This window comes from Bartonella sp. OC68QHHN, from assembly GCF_042193875.1.
GTDB classification, from domain to species: Bacteria; Pseudomonadota; Alphaproteobacteria; order Rhizobiales; family Rhizobiaceae; genus Bartonella; species Bartonella grahamii_A.
This window is the reverse complement of sequence record NZ_JBHIME010000017.1, coordinates 35,921-50,142: the sequence shown is the minus strand read 5'-3', so window position 1 is coordinate 50,142 and position 14,222 is coordinate 35,921. Positions and strand designations below refer to the sequence as shown.

General features: G+C 38.2%; 13 protein-coding genes. 6 read left to right on the top strand and 7 right to left on the bottom strand.

The window, feature by feature from the left end:
* Positions 1-29 precede the first annotated feature (29 nt).
* Both pgeF and ACFIJ0_RS01395 read left to right on the top strand, forming a co-directional pair.
* Positions 30-821 (top strand): peptidoglycan editing factor PgeF, encoded by a 792-nt coding sequence (gene pgeF, locus ACFIJ0_RS01400; RefSeq protein ID WP_375623402.1) that lies wholly within the window; start codon positions 30-32, stop codon positions 819-821.
* 479 nt (positions 822-1,300) lie between these two features.
* Complete coding sequence (locus ACFIJ0_RS01395) at positions 1,301-2,233, top strand: ribose-phosphate pyrophosphokinase (protein ID WP_012754888.1); 933 nt, start codon at positions 1,301-1,303, stop codon at positions 2,231-2,233.
* Here ACFIJ0_RS01395 and ACFIJ0_RS01390 read toward each other — a convergent pair.
* Complete coding sequence (locus tag ACFIJ0_RS01390; RefSeq protein ID WP_375644053.1) at positions 2,230-3,729, bottom strand: helicase HerA domain-containing protein; 1,500 nt, start codon at positions 3,727-3,729, stop codon at positions 2,230-2,232. The two genes, ACFIJ0_RS01395 and ACFIJ0_RS01390, sit on opposite strands and share 4 nt — an antisense overlap.
* Positions 3,730-4,021: 292 nt before the next feature.
* Between ACFIJ0_RS01390 and ACFIJ0_RS01385 the strand changes: the two genes are divergently transcribed.
* Positions 4,022-4,651: a 50S ribosomal protein L25/general stress protein Ctc gene (locus tag ACFIJ0_RS01385; RefSeq protein WP_375623398.1), complete on the top strand. Its 630-nt coding sequence runs from the start codon at positions 4,022-4,024 to the stop codon at positions 4,649-4,651.
* A gap of 76 nt (positions 4,652-4,727) precedes the next feature.
* Complete coding sequence (pth, locus tag ACFIJ0_RS01380) at positions 4,728-5,354, top strand: aminoacyl-tRNA hydrolase (protein WP_375623396.1); 627 nt, start codon at positions 4,728-4,730, stop codon at positions 5,352-5,354.
* Positions 5,355-5,546: 192 nt separating this feature from the next.
* Here the strand turns inward: pth and ACFIJ0_RS01375 are convergent, their stop codons facing one another.
* Positions 5,547-6,290: a L,D-transpeptidase gene (locus tag ACFIJ0_RS01375; protein ID WP_375623394.1), complete on the bottom strand. Its 744-nt coding sequence runs from the start codon at positions 6,288-6,290 to the stop codon at positions 5,547-5,549.
* A 265-nt stretch (positions 6,291-6,555) separates the two neighbouring features.
* On the opposite strand from ACFIJ0_RS01375, the gene ychF reads away from it, so the two are divergent.
* Positions 6,556-7,659 carry a redox-regulated ATPase YchF gene (gene ychF / locus ACFIJ0_RS01370; protein WP_375623392.1) on the top strand — a complete coding sequence of 368 codons (1,104 nt, stop codon included), beginning with the start codon at positions 6,556-6,558 and terminating at the stop codon, positions 7,657-7,659.
* 156 nt (positions 7,660-7,815) lie between these two features.
* Here the strand turns inward: ychF and ACFIJ0_RS01365 are convergent, their stop codons facing one another.
* The 4 genes from ACFIJ0_RS01365 to petA form a co-directional block, all read right to left on the bottom strand.
* Positions 7,816-8,256: a PRC-barrel domain-containing protein gene (locus ACFIJ0_RS01365; protein WP_375623390.1), complete on the bottom strand. Its 441-nt coding sequence runs from the start codon at positions 8,254-8,256 to the stop codon at positions 7,816-7,818.
* A gap of 110 nt (positions 8,257-8,366) precedes the next feature.
* On the bottom strand, positions 8,367-9,263 hold the full coding sequence (locus ACFIJ0_RS01360) for a cytochrome c1 (protein WP_375623388.1): 897 nt from the start codon (positions 9,261-9,263) through the stop codon (positions 8,367-8,369).
* Positions 9,257-10,513 (bottom strand): cytochrome bc complex cytochrome b subunit, encoded by a 1,257-nt coding sequence (locus ACFIJ0_RS01355; RefSeq protein WP_375623386.1) that lies wholly within the window; start codon positions 10,511-10,513, stop codon positions 9,257-9,259. The genes ACFIJ0_RS01360 and ACFIJ0_RS01355 overlap by 7 nt, the downstream gene beginning before the upstream one ends.
* A 4-nt stretch (positions 10,514-10,517) precedes the next feature.
* Positions 10,518-11,066 carry a ubiquinol-cytochrome c reductase iron-sulfur subunit gene (gene petA, locus ACFIJ0_RS01350; protein ID WP_375623384.1) on the bottom strand — a complete coding sequence of 183 codons (549 nt, stop codon included), beginning with the start codon at positions 11,064-11,066 and terminating at the stop codon, positions 10,518-10,520.
* Between the two features lie 720 nt (positions 11,067-11,786).
* Here petA and ACFIJ0_RS01345 point away from each other — a divergent pair.
* Complete coding sequence (locus tag ACFIJ0_RS01345; protein ID WP_375623382.1) at positions 11,787-12,263, top strand: tRNA (cytidine(34)-2'-O)-methyltransferase; 477 nt, start codon at positions 11,787-11,789, stop codon at positions 12,261-12,263.
* A gap of 598 nt (positions 12,264-12,861) precedes the next feature.
* On the opposite strand, the gene ACFIJ0_RS01340 is transcribed toward ACFIJ0_RS01345, so the two are convergent.
* On the bottom strand, positions 12,862-14,115 hold the full coding sequence (locus ACFIJ0_RS01340; RefSeq protein ID WP_375623380.1) for a CCA tRNA nucleotidyltransferase: 1,254 nt from the start codon (positions 14,113-14,115) through the stop codon (positions 12,862-12,864).
* Between the last annotated feature and the right edge of the window lie 107 nt (positions 14,116-14,222).

Here is a 14,222-nt window from a genome sequence, read left to right as displayed (position 1 = left end):
GAAAATAACTGCCCATATAAGGAACTTTTATGAATCCTGTCCCTATTCCTATCCTTGCAAAAGATCTTTCTGCTTTTCACCACCAAGGGTTAAAACATGGTTTTTTTACTCGTCAAGGTGGTCTTTCAAAAAGCCTTTACCAAAGCCTTAATGTTGGCCAAAGCTCAAATGATTATCCTGAACATATTGCACAAAACCGTACTTTGATCGCTCATTATTTTGATGTTGAGGCACAAAATTTAGTCACAGTCAATCAAATACACTCTTGTGAAGTCGTTATCGTTGATCAAGCTTTTATAGGCTCCCCCCCTCAAGCTGATGCTCTCGTTACGACTAGAAAAGATCTCGTAATTGGCATTCTTACAGCAGATTGTGGTCCAATTTTATTTGCTGATCCTCAAGCAGGTGTTATCGCTGCAACTCATGCTGGCTGGCGCGGAAGCTTAAATGGAATTATCGAGAAAACAATTGCTGTTATGGAAAAACAAGGAGCCAAAAGACAATCAACAATAGCGGTTCTTGGACCTTGTATTGGTCCTTGCCACTATGAAGTAACAGGTGAATTTTACGATCAATTTATTGATTGCCACAGTAAATACCAAAAGTATTTTTTAAAAACAGACAAAATAAATCACTTTCGCTTTAATCTATGGGCATTCATTATAAATCAACTCACAGAAGCAGGCGTCAATGTTTCTTGTGTAGAGCTTTGCACCTACAAAGACGAAAAGCATTTTTTCTCCTATCGCCGTGCAATACACCGCAACGAACCCGATTACGGACGGCAAATTTCTGCTATTATGCTGAAAAACAAAAGATGAGTCCCTTTATATACTTGAGAACAATACCAAAACTGCAAAACTAAACTTTTTACCCAAATATAACAATAAATGCCGTTGTACTTTGCTTTTTTCACTAAATTATCTACCAGCCCATAAAATATGATAGCTTTCGCTATGAATCATTTTCAATGTTTGGTTATAATGATTGAAGGCAAGATGATACTCCTTTATGATTACTCCCCTTCATTCATCATAAATATGAAACATTCTCCATATTGAAAGCATTTTTTTATAAAGTAATAACCAAAAAGCTTAATCAATATATATTTCTTTGCCGCATGGAGAAAAAACTTTGCTCTAAAAGTAACAAACTTTTGGAAAAAGAGAAAACATACCGCATATTTCTTTAACAATAATAGATAAAATTGTAAGGCTTTTGTAATTGTTCTCTTGCAATTTAATAAAAAGAAATTAAAAAGCTTGTCGCATTCCCACCATGATGATTCAGAGGTTCTACTATGAAACTTTTCTGCGGAAATTCTAATCCACGCCTAGCTGAAGATGTTGCAAATTATTTGAACATCCCCTTAGGCAAAGCAACTGTAAAGCGCTTTGCTGATCAAGAAATTTTCGTAGAACTTCATGAAAATGTACGTGGACAGGATGTTTTTGTTTTGCAATCTACATCCTATCCCGCAAATGATCATTTGATGGAGTTGCTCATCATGATTGATGCCCTTCGTCGTTCTTCTGCGCGTCGTATTACAGCGGTAATACCCTATTTTGGCTACGCCCGCCAAGATAGAAAACCAGGACCACGGACTCCTATTTCTGCAAAACTTGTTGCCAACCTGATTACTGAAGCAGGGGCCCATCGTGTTTTAACATTGGACCTTCATGCAGGACAAATTCAAGGTTTTTTTGATATCCCTACAGATAATCTTTATGCTGTTCCTGTCATTTCTCGCGATGTCAAAGTGCATTATTCTCTTGAAAATGTTATTGTTGTTTCACCTGATGTGGGTGGTGTGGTCCGCGCACGCTCGCTCGCAAAGCGTTTGAACAGTTTGCTTGCTATTGTTGATAAACGTCGTGAACGTCCTGGTGAATCAGAGGTTATGAATATCATTGGAGATGTATCGGGAAAAGATTGCCTTTTGCTTGATGATATTGTTGATTCAGGTGGAACTTTATGCAATGCAGCAAGTGCTCTGCTTAAACATGGTGCCAATAGTGTCACGGCTTATATCACGCACGGTGTTCTTTCTGGTAATGCAATCGAACGAATTACCAATTCAGAGATGAAGGAATTGGTTATTACAGATTCAATTATGCCAACACAAGCTATTGAGAAAGCCCATAATATTCGTGTTTTACCCATTGCCGACCTTATTGGAGAAGCAATAGCAAGGACAGCAGCAGAACAATCGGTTTCCAGCTTATTTGGCTAAAGTGGTTCCTTGGGGTCTCCTGGTGCTGTTTCAACACCAAGATCAGGAAATACAACAATACGTTGACCACTAAAATGTGTATGAATAACAATAAGACCACGCTCTTCAAAGTAGGTTAAAAGTCGGCGTGCACGGCTTAAAGAATGAGTCCCATAAAGACGTGCTAAAAATGCATCGGATGGGCATGGCTTTCCCCTTAATGCGGCCTGTGCTACATTCAAGAAGACTCCTTGGACATCTTCTTCCAAACTTTCTGATATCTGCAAAATATGTTTCCAATGTTCACTGACAGCCGTTTGTTCATCAACAAAAGCCTGAGCAATAGCCAATTTACGCCGAAATTGTGAAAGATTAAAAGGAACCTTTGACATACCATGGATACGGCAACGAACTGAAAAATCTTGATAAAGAACCGCTGTTGAACGATAAAAAGCCTCAGAATCCTCAAGAATTTCCCGAATAATATGTTCTGCTTGGCCGTCACGCTCAGCATCAGAAAGTTCAGGAAATAGACTCGGCTTTTCTTCCAACAACTCTTGTTTTTTATGCACTACCTCCTCTAACATCTCGTGCATTGATTTTTCCATCATCGGCTCTCGTGTTTGTTTAAATGGCGTTAAAATTTCCTCTGGTGAAGCAGTAAAAACGAGCTCTTGCACATCATCCCGCTCTGTTGGAAGTGGCATTAATTTAGGGCTAGAAGAGCGTGCCAAAGTTTCAACCGAACCGATAATGATTGGTACGGGTCGTCGTGATAAAGCGGGGCCTAAAGCGATAAAATTTCCTCGCTCAAGATCTCTAAACATTTCCGCTTGGCGACGCTCCATTCCCAAAAGATCAGCAGCGCGCACCATATCAATATCTAAAAAAGTCCGCCCTATTAAAAAGTTTGAAGCTTCAGCAGCAACATTTTTGGCCAGCTTAGCCAAACGTTGTGTCGCAATAACACCAGCAAGACCACGTTTACGCCCTCGACACATAAGATTGGTCATAGCACTAAGAGAAATCTTACGTGCTTCATCAGAAACTTCTCCTGCCGCAGTTGGAGCAAACAATTGTGCTTCATCGACAACGACAAGCATAGGATACCAATAATCACGTTCCACATCAAACAGTGCCCCAAGGAAAACCCCTACAGCACGCATCTGTTGTTCAGTACCCAAACCTTCAAGATTAAATACCACCGAAACACGATGTTGTCGAATGCGATGGGCAATACGAGTCAATTCTAATTCACTGCGTTGCGCCTCTACAATAACATGACCAAATTTATCTGCCAAAGTTACAAAATCGCCTTCTGGATCAATTACACAATGCTGCACCCACTTAGCACTTTGCTCCAAAAGACGGCGTAAAAGATGTGATTTCCCTGAACCGGAATTACCTTGTACAAGAAGACGTGTCGCCAATAATTCTTCCAGATCAAGAAGTGCTGGCATCGATTTATGCAAAGTACGACTCTCTGACATCTCACCCAAGGCAATATCAACCTTCATAACATCTCCAGTGTTTGATTTTGAACATATCAGCGCCAGCGCATATTGGTTGATTCTCTATCCACACCGTAATTTGTAACATTTCCTCCTTTTTAACGGTAGAAATCATCGATTTTTCCCACAACTCTTGCATCTATGAATAGTTTGAATTATAGAACAAACTTCTGCGTAGACACCCTTGGAGGCAACGCAGAATGGAGCGATCGCTGTTGGTTAGCGCATATCTTCATATCCATGCAAAAACTATTACTGTTTTTGAAGGATCTCCAATCATGTAAAAAGGACTTAAATTATGAGCAAAAGCTACACTCTTAAGGCCGAAAAACGCGAGCGGGTTGGTAAGGGGTCCTCCCGTGAACTTCGTCGCAACGGTCTTATTCCTGCTGTCATTTATGGTGAAAAACAACCTCCCTTGGCAATAACAGTTCCCTATAAAGAAATTTTCTACAAAATTCATGCCGGTGGCTTTCGTACCACCATTGCAACGATTATTCTTGACAAGAAAAAAATTATGGTTTTGCCAAAGGATTATCAATTAGATCCCGTGCGTGACTTTCCCCTCCATGTAGATTTCTTACGCATTTCAGCAAAATCCGTTGTAGAAGTGAATATTCCTGTCCACTTCCTTAATGAAGATACAGCACCTGGACTTAAAAAGGGTGGTGTCCTCAATATTGTTAGGCACGAAATTGAATGTACTGCTCCAGCAAGTGCTATTCCTGAAGCTATTGAAATTGATCTCTCCAGCTACTCTATTGGTGATTCTATTCACATTTCAGCAGTGCAACTGCCAAAAGATGTGACTGCCATCATCCAAGATCGAGACTTTACCATTGCAACCATTGCAGCTCCTGCTGGCATGGATGTCAGCGATGAAACTTCTGAACAAGAAAATGATGATGAAGACACGCAAACTTCATAAAGCTCAAAAGGCGGGAATTTTTTCCGCCTTAATTTATGAGACATTACCTCTACTCTTACTTTGACTGAAGATACACATGTGGCTTATTGCTGGTCTTGGCAATCCTGGTTTACAATATCAAAATAACCGCCATAATGTCGGTTTTATGACTGTTGATGCCATTTATCAGTCCTTCTCTTTTTCTCCATGGTCAAAGAAGTTTCAAGCAGAAATCTCCAATGGTTTCATAAATAATGAGAAAATTTTTCTTATAAAACCACAAACTTTCATGAATCTCTCTGGTCAAGCTATCGGTGAAGCTTTGCGATTTTATAAGTTAGATTTGAAGAATTTGATCATCATTTATGATGAGTTAGACCTGTCACCAGGAAAAGTTCGTATAAAAATTGGTGGAGGAAATAATGGGCATAATGGTATTAGGTCTATTGATGCCCATTGTGGTACTGACTATTGTCGTATACGCATAGGAATTGGTCATCCTGGAAGCAAAGAACTTGTTCATCAGCATGTTCTGGGAAATTTTACCAAATCTGATCAAGAATGGTTATCCCCTCTCTTAGAGGCAATTGCAAAAAATATCGCTCTCCTTATAAAAAATGACAAATCCCTCTTTATGAATGAAGTTTCACAAACGATAAAAAACAATCAAAACCATCGGCTTGCGTGTCACAGTCGCGTGAAGCATATGGATAAGAACTCTTGAAAAAAAAATGCCTCTTATAAACTTTCTCAAAGGCAAAATCTGTTGGCAACGTGAGAAGCTAGAAAATAGAATAAGAATACAAGCTTGTACACACTTTTGAAAAAGAAAGGCTTTAATTCTTTTTCAGAGAAAGAGACGATTGGACAGCAAACCAAAATACTCAAACGGCTCTCTCCAATATTCTCCCCCAAATTAAAAAAATTCATTTGGCTGAATGGTCGACTGTAGCGGGTCATAGCTATTTGATTGTTGACTATAAACTGTAGGAATACTCCTATTGTTTTGCAATACCACAACACGCGAACCAACGGGAACACGATCATAAAGATCAATAATATCTTGATTAAGCAAACGAATACACCCACTTGAAATAGCACGCCCAATTGACCACGATTCGTGTGAGCCATGAATACGGAAAAGTGTATCTTTCCCATTTTTGAACAAATAAAGTGCCCGCGCACCTAATGGATTATCGGGTCCTGGTGGCATTCCTTTCCCAAGATGACCATAACGTTCTGGTTCTCGAGCCATCATAGCTGCAGTAGGAGCCCAATTTGGCCACCGACGCTTGCGCTGTACAACCCCTTCACCTTCAAATGCTAAACCTTCCTTACCGACCCCAATCCCATAACGTAAAGCTTTTCCATTTTCACCAATAAGGTAAAGAAAACACTCTTGCGTATCTATAACCAATGTTCCAGGTGGATAAGATGTATAATAAATTACTTCTTGTCGCCAAAACTTTGGATCAATTGTCGCAAGATCAATAGCAGGTAACGAATAGGTCTCATTCGTTACAGGACCGTAAAAAGCCTGTATTTCTGGTGGAATGTATCGAACTTGTTGAAAAGGAACCGATGACATATCTGACTGATGTGTAGCACATCCAGCCAAAGCCAAAAGTGCTGCAATTAAAAAGGCACAACGAGATAACACTCTTCTATTTTCTCCGATTAATTATTTATGCAGATTTGCATACCATGAAAAACTTAGCACACTATTAACATTAATTTGAAGTTTTCTTATCCTTGAGACTAAGGAGAGCATTAAGATAAGAAGAACTAAGGTAAAAAAAGCGGATTATATGTTACTTTAGACTTTTTTCTCACTTATCGCAATACAAAGACTATAACTCTTCTGAAAATATGCTATAAAAAAGAAGCTTTATCTTGACTATAAAATCAAAAAAAGAAAGACTCTCATGGGCTTTAAATGCGGTATTGTCGGATTACCTAATGTTGGGAAATCAACTCTTTTTAATGCATTAACAAAAACAGCCACTGCACAGGCTGCCAATTATCCTTTTTGTACCATTGAACCCAATACCGGTGAAGTTGCTGTTCCAGATTTACGAATGGAAAAAATTGCATCAATCGCTGGTTCAAAAGAAATGATTCCTACACGCATTAACTTCGTCGATATTGCGGGGCTTGTACGAGGAGCTTCAAAAGGCGAAGGTTTAGGAAACAAATTTTTAGCCAATATTCGCGAAGTTGATGCCATTGTCCACGTTTTACGCTGTTTTCAAAATGAAGATATTACACATGTAGAAGGACGTATTGATCCCATTTATGATGCAACGACTGTTGAAACCGAACTCATGCTTGCGGATCTTGAAAGTCTTGAGAGACGAATTATACAAATCCGTAAACGAGCAACCGGAAAAGACAAAGAAGCTCTGACAATTTTACCCATTATGGAAAAAGCATTAAACATACTGCAACAAGGAAACCCTGTCCGGTTATTACCCAAAGATATCTCTTCCGATGAACACCACATTCTTAAGAGTTTGAATCTTTTAACCTCCAAGCCTGTACTTTATGTTTGTAACGTAAGCGAAAATGACGCCGCTCATGGAAATAGCTTTACCCAAAAAGTTGAAAAAATGGCAACAGAGCAAAATGCGCAAAGCATTATCATTTCTGCCTCTATCGAAGCGGAAATCACACAACTGAGTGATGCTGAAGCATCAGAATATCTCAATGCTCTAGGACTCTTTGAACCAAGTTTAAATCGCCTTATCCGCACTGGTTACAATTTACTTGATCTCATTACTTACTTCACCTGTGGACCTAAGGAAACACGAGCATGGACAATTACGCGTGGTACAAAAGCTCCCCAAGCAGCTGGCGTTATTCACTCAGATTTTGAGCGCGGTTTCATTCGTGCCCAAACCATCAGCTACAATGACTATATTGCTCTGGGTGGAGAAAGCGGTGCAAAAGAAGCAGGAAAAACCCGTGATGAAGGAAAAGAATACATTGTGCAAGACGGCGATGTCATGTTTTTTAAACATAATACTTAAATCTTCACTCTCTTAATAGTTTATCTTGAAAACTTTGTAATAGATCCTTGGAACCTTGTCGCAAAAGCTCCTAAGAGTTTTTTGAACAAAAAAACTGTTGCTAGCATATTATTATGGTAGCAACAGTTTTATCCATTAAACAATGGAAATATAAAATTAGCGTGTCCAACGCCCTTCGTATTTAAATGTTGGAGCGTCCTTTAAAGAATCCTTTGTCGCATTTGTAATGAGTTTCCATTTACCATAATCATTTGTCATCTGGATTGTTTCTGGAGAAACGACCACATAACTCTCGCCTATGCCAAGAAAACCACCAACAGCAACAACAAACCCTGCAATATTATTTTCACGTAAAATAATATCTTTTACTTCACCAATATTTTCATCTTCTATATTATAGACATTGGCGCCTATAAGGCTGGAAGCAACAAAATCGGTTGCTAAAGGTGTCACATAACGCACAGACTTATCTAGCCCCACCTGTACAATACCCGTCGAAGAGATCATTTCAGGTTTTGAAGGCACTTCAAAAGACTGAGCGTAAGTACTAGAAACCATCAAAACTGACATAAGAGTAGTACATACAATTTTTTTCATTTTAACATCTCCGTTTTTACTTTGCTTTTACTTTATAAAACCTCAATGCATCATAAACAGATTTGTTCCTTATGCTCTTTATACTCTATACTCTTTCAAACCTTGTCGCTTTACCATTTTATCTTTATTTCGTCTTTTGTTTCTTTCTCTAACTCTTCTTCTAAACCACACCAAATACGATTTTTTAAAATATAAACAAGCCCTGCAAAAATGATTAAAAATAAAATAACACGAAAACCGGTTTTTTTACGAATTTCCATATGAGGATCGGCAGCCCACATCAAAAAAGCAGAAACATCGCGCGCATAATGTTCAATGATTTCTGGGGTTCCATCTTCATAAGCCACCATACCATCACTCAAAGGAGGAGCCATAGTTAAAGAATTACCAGCAATAAAATAAGGATTATACCAATAACCATCCGCAATTTTTATCTCCTTCGGTGCCTTCTGATATCCTGTTAAAAGAGCTGTAATATAATCTGGACCAGCTGTATCATAATGAGTCAATACATCAGTAATTAAAGCAGGAAACGGCAAAGATACACCACGTGCACGTGCCATCAATGACAAATCTGGAGGATAAGCACTATTCAAAATAAATCTTGCTTCTTCTTCATGTGCAAAGGGAGAAGGAAAATAATCCGTTGCAACCCCAGCACGTTTAAAAAATTTTCCTTCTCGATTAGGACCATCACGCACTTCATATTGCCCCGCCAAAGCTTTAATCTGTTCTTGATCATATCCAAGAGCTTTTAAATTGCGAAAAGCCACATATTTTAGCCCATGGCAGCTGGAACAAACTTGTCTATAAACCTTTAATCCACGCCTCAATTGCGCCTTATCATAAAGACCAAATGGTCCTGAAAAACTCCATTCTTGTTTTTTAGGAATCCGTAAAGGAAAAGAAATAAATTCCTCCTTCTGATCAGAGGTATCACTCGCTAAACTCTGAGCAGAAAAGCTCATAGCAATGATAACAATCAGTCCGACAAAAACATTTACCATAGTCTCTTTTTTTTCTGTTTTAAATCTTGCATAATTGAAGAAGGAAGAGAACAATTTTTTTCAAACGCTGGCAAAGTCGGCAAAATAACCAAAAAAAATATAAAATAATAAACCGTAGCCAATTGCGTCCATAAAAGAATTTTGTCATTTATTTCTCTTGACCCCAACCAGCCAAGGAAAACGATATCAATAACCAACGCCCAAAAGAAAATTTTATAAACAGGTCGATATCTTGCTGAACATATTTTAGAGCGGTCTAACCATGGCACAAAAATTAAAATGCAAATCGAACTTACGAATAAAACAAAGCCCACAAAAGTTGAAGAGAAAATACCAATATCAAAAGTTATAGCACGAAGCATCGCATAAAAAGGCAAAAAATACCATTCTGGAACCACACGAAGAGGTGCCTTTAAAGGGTCTGCCACACTATAATTTTCAGCCTGCCCCATATAATCAGGCATATAAAACAAAAACCAGGCAAAGAAGATCAGAAAAACAGTAATAGCAAAAATATCTTTGATAAGCGCATAAGGTGAAAATGGAACCGTTTCCTTATCTGATTGTATAGCAAGACCCGTTGGATTGCCTTGCCCAACACAATGGATTGCCCAAATATGCAGCCCCACAAAAAGAAGCAAAACAAATGATAAAACATAATGGAAAACATAAAAACGATTCAACGTTGGTTGTCCTACGCCATAACCACCCAGAAGTGTCTCATGCAACCATGTCCCCACCAAAGGTATCGTTTTTAAAAGCCCTGCAATCACTGAAGCCGCTGAAATAGACATCATCCCCCAAACAAGCACATAACCAAAAAATGCTATTGCCATCATGATGATATAAATAAAAATACCTGTAACCCACACCATTTCTCGCATATTTTTATAAGAACCATAATAAAGTCCACGTGCCAAATGGATATAAACAGCAATAAAAAAAAACGAAGAGCCTACAGAATGCCATGGACGAAAAAGCCAACCAAACTGCCCTTCACGCCGAAATCGTTCACTAGTTTCAAAAGCCAAATGAATATCTGGAACATAATGCATAGCCAAGACAATACCAGTCAAGAGCTGTGATAAAAGCATAATGGTCAAAATACCGCCAAATGTGTAAAAGTAATTAAGATTACGCGGAACAGGAAAAATCACAAATTTATTATAAAAAAAACGAGGAAGAGGAAAACGCTTATCAAGCCAACGGGCAAGAGAATTTTTAGGATAATAAGGAGAAAACCTTGTCATGACCTTATCCTATTCTGAGCAAAGTATCAGAAAGAAATTGGTAAGGTGGAATAGCCAAATTATAGTTAGCTGGACCTGACCGCACTCTTCCAGCGGTATCATAGACAGATCCATGACAGGGACACAACCATCCTCCAAATTTACCCGATTGCCCAAGTGTTACACAGCCTAGATGCGTACAAAGATTAATAACAACAAGCCAATTTTCACGTCCTTTACCTGCTGAACGCGCAAAATCTGTTGCTTCTTTTTCACCTTCAAGATTAGGATTGCGCGCTTGACGATCTTTGAGAAGACTCAATTCAGTAGCGCACGCATTAGCAATTTCTTTTTTCGTACGATTTCGAATAACAACAGGCTGTCCTCGCCACTTTACCGTCACCGACATCCCCTCTTCAATACCAGAAAGATCAACATCAACAGAGGAAGATGCCAAAACAGCTTCATCTGGACGCAACTGACGGATAAAAGGCCACGCAACCGCCCCCATTCCAACTGCTCCTGCAACAGCTGTTACCAAAAACAGAAAATCCCGCCTCGTTTGCTCACCCATGGACTTAACTTAAAGAGACTATTTGCTAAAACATTCTTTTACCATACCCTCTCCCATTGTACAATGCTTGATCACTCAGTTGCCTCAACCATAAAAACATCCCCGGAAAAAACCCCTGCCATTTGTATGGTTTATACAAAAAACTGTTTTATAATGATAATTCATCGTTTTACAGAGTGAATGAAATCCTGAAACACCGTAAGTTTCTTTCATTTCAAACCTATTCATATTAATCAATCAAAATTACTCCCCCGCCTGTGAAAAATGGAGATAGCGTGCAAACAAACACTCCTAAAGAAAGATAATCTTGTTATGACCAGATCTCAGTAAATAAGTTGAGCTTATCGGTTATTTCTTTAACACATTTACAGCATCTATCCCTCCCTCAATTCCAACTGGTTGAATGAATATTTTTCCGCTTCTGCTTTTGCATAAAAAGCATGTTTTGTTGATTTTAATTAAAATGGATGGTCCAGCCTCATTAAATATCCCATTTTTCAACATAATGAGCCAATCCATTTCATGTATCGCTTAATAAAAGAAAGTCCCTAATAGGGAGATTCTCTCTTATCCCAAACAAACCTGTGTACATAACTTTTTCCCTGAAATTTAAAGTGAATAAAAATTAAACGTAAAAAAATGTATTTCTCAAAGCATATTTTTCGAATAAATTGTGACGCTTCTTTACAAAGTCGGAAGAAAAATCATATTACAGAGAACATGACACTTCATATAGCTCTTTTCCAACCTGATATTGCTGGTAATACTGGAACGATTTTACGTCTTAGCGCTTGTTTTGGTTTACATGTGCACATTATTGAACCCGCAGGCTTTAATCTGTCGGATCGTAATCTCAAACGCGCAGGATTAGATTATCTCGAATATGCTTCCTTAGAACGACACATTGATTGGCAACATTTTATAAGCTCCATGAAACACTTTAACCGCCGTCTGGTGCTTTTAAGTACAAAAGCAAAAACATGCTATACGCAGATATGCTATCAAAAAAATGATGTTTTACTTTTTGGTCGTGAAACAGCTGGCGTTCCCGATTATGTTCATGAAGCGGCCGATTACACATTGAAAATTCCCATGCAACCACAGGCACGCTCTCTAAATCTCGCCATGTGCGTAGCCATAACAACAGGAGAAGCATTACGCCAAATTGGTTATCATGAAAAAAACTGTAATCTATAAAAACACATGAAATATGGTTTCAAACTAATTAAAAAATCTTTTTTATAGAATATAATGAGTCATTAAAAGCGCATAAAGTTCAATAATACTTTTAGAATAACTTACAGAATGCCTATAAAAACCCATAAATTATCACGAAAAACAATATACAACATATAAAGAACAGTTAGAGCGTATAACGCCTATCATTTTCCAACAATCAAGTACTGATAAAATAAACATTTCTTAGTGCCCATCACATCCATTTCATATCACCACCTATAAATGATTAAATACTCCTTATAGTAAAAATCCATTGGACTTCCCCCTCTTTATGCTCATACAAGGTGCAAACCGCTATCATTATTCTCTTTATCCGTTCTCACTTTCGAGAATCGTTATTTTTGAGATGGTTCATAAGAAACATTTTTCCTCTCTGTAATCATTTTTCCTCACACAGTTTCCCCCACTTGTAACCGTGTAAGACAATAATTTTGATTGATATAATATGAACAGGTTTGAAATAACCCTACAATATTTGGAGCTTTTGTTTCACATGAAGGATAATGAATTATTATTATAAATTAATATGTTGACTTAAAAAATATAAACAGAAATATTATAAATCAATTTTTTCTAATAATGCATGACGATCCATTAAAAATCCGCTTTCAACCCATATCATTTCTAACTCTTTAAGCTTTTTTCCTAAAAGCACACCTTTAGCAAAACCTTTCTTTATTAAATCGTTACCATTAATAGGAAAAGTTGGAATCTGCCATTTTTGGGCAAGCTGATGAAGCTTGACATAACCCTCTGCTTTTTGCAAAGCATCACTTTTTTCCAGATTATTGAGATGTGATGCAGCGACAGACAACGATAATTGATCTAAAACTGGCTGTCGTCCATGAAAATAAATCAGTTTTTGCACAAAATGACCAGAACAGTTTTGGTTTATTATTTCTAACTCTGCCCATTCTTTTAATCGCGTTGTTTCTTTATGGGAAAAATGCAAGCGCTGTGCCATTTCATGAAGACGTATGGAGTCAGGAGGAAGAAGGCTTTCTAGCCGTAACAATGGATCAACTTTCCAACCAAGAGCCTGTTCTGTCTTCACCAATGCGTGAATTGCATCAATACCCCATCGTTCTGTTTCAGGAAAAATGAGTGCCAAAATTCTACTTTGTCGCATCCATAAAAGAGCACGCGTTGGATCAAACGCCGCAAGAAGCTTTTTCATTTCTGCCCAAATACGTTCAGAAGAAAGTTTTTTTAAACCGTGTTTTAAACTAACACATGCCTTCAATCCTTGCACATCAGGTCGCCCTGCTCCATACCACGCAAAAAAGCGAAAAAAACGTAAAATACGCAAATAATCTTCGCAAATACGATCTTCTGCAACCCCAATAAAACGAACTGTTCGGCTAGCAATATCACTCAAACCTCCCACATCATCATAAAGATTGCCAGCAGCATCACAATAAAGCGCATTTATCGTAAAATCCCGTCGTTCAGCATCTTTTTTCCAATCTCGACCAAATGCCACTTTTGCATGACGACCATCTGTTTCAATATCGCAGCGAAGCGTTGTAACCTCATAAGAACATGAATGAGCAACTACTGTTATTGTACCAAAAGCAATCCCTGTAGGAATAGCTTTAAATCCTGCTTCTTCTACACGTGCAATAACCTGTTGCGGCAAACAAGTTGTTGCAATATCAATATCACTAATAGGCTGCCCTAGCAGTTGATTACGCACTGCTCCCCCTACAATACGCGCCTCTTCCCCCTCCAAAGACAAAACACGAAGAAGTGTTTGGATATCACTTTGTCGTAACCACGCAACCTGTTTGAAGTCCTGTCTTATATTCACCCTTTAACCTTTCAAAAAAGTTGTCTTCATTGCTTTAAAGAACTCTCTTCATAAAACAAAATTTTTAAGACATCCCTTATAAAACACGTCTGTTCCTTCCAAAGAAA

Excerpts from the sequence above, each read along its gene's own strand:
- pgeF (WP_375623402.1), top strand. The coding sequence starts at position 30 with ATGAATCCTGTCCCTATTCCTATCCTTGCAAAAGATCTTTCTGCTTTT.
- ACFIJ0_RS01395 (WP_012754888.1), top strand. The coding sequence starts at position 1,301 with ATGAAACTTTTCTGCGGAAATTCTAATCCACGCCTAGCTGAAGATGTT.
- ACFIJ0_RS01390 (WP_375644053.1), bottom strand. The coding sequence starts at position 3,729 with ATGAAGGTTGATATTGCCTTGGGTGAGATGTCAGAGAGTCGTACTTTG.
- ACFIJ0_RS01385 (WP_375623398.1), top strand. The coding sequence starts at position 4,022 with ATGAGCAAAAGCTACACTCTTAAGGCCGAAAAACGCGAGCGGGTTGGT.
- pth (WP_375623396.1), top strand. The coding sequence starts at position 4,728 with ATGTGGCTTATTGCTGGTCTTGGCAATCCTGGTTTACAATATCAAAAT.
- ychF (WP_375623392.1), top strand. The coding sequence starts at position 6,556 with ATGGGCTTTAAATGCGGTATTGTCGGATTACCTAATGTTGGGAAATCA.
- ACFIJ0_RS01365 (WP_375623390.1), bottom strand. The coding sequence starts at position 8,256 with ATGAAAAAAATTGTATGTACTACTCTTATGTCAGTTTTGATGGTTTCT.
- ACFIJ0_RS01360 (WP_375623388.1), bottom strand. The coding sequence starts at position 9,263 with ATGGTAAATGTTTTTGTCGGACTGATTGTTATCATTGCTATGAGCTTT.
- ACFIJ0_RS01355 (WP_375623386.1), bottom strand. The coding sequence starts at position 10,513 with ATGACAAGGTTTTCTCCTTATTATCCTAAAAATTCTCTTGCCCGTTGG.
- petA (WP_375623384.1), bottom strand. The coding sequence starts at position 11,066 with ATGGGTGAGCAAACGAGGCGGGATTTTCTGTTTTTGGTAACAGCTGTT.
- ACFIJ0_RS01345 (WP_375623382.1), top strand. The coding sequence starts at position 11,787 with ATGACACTTCATATAGCTCTTTTCCAACCTGATATTGCTGGTAATACT.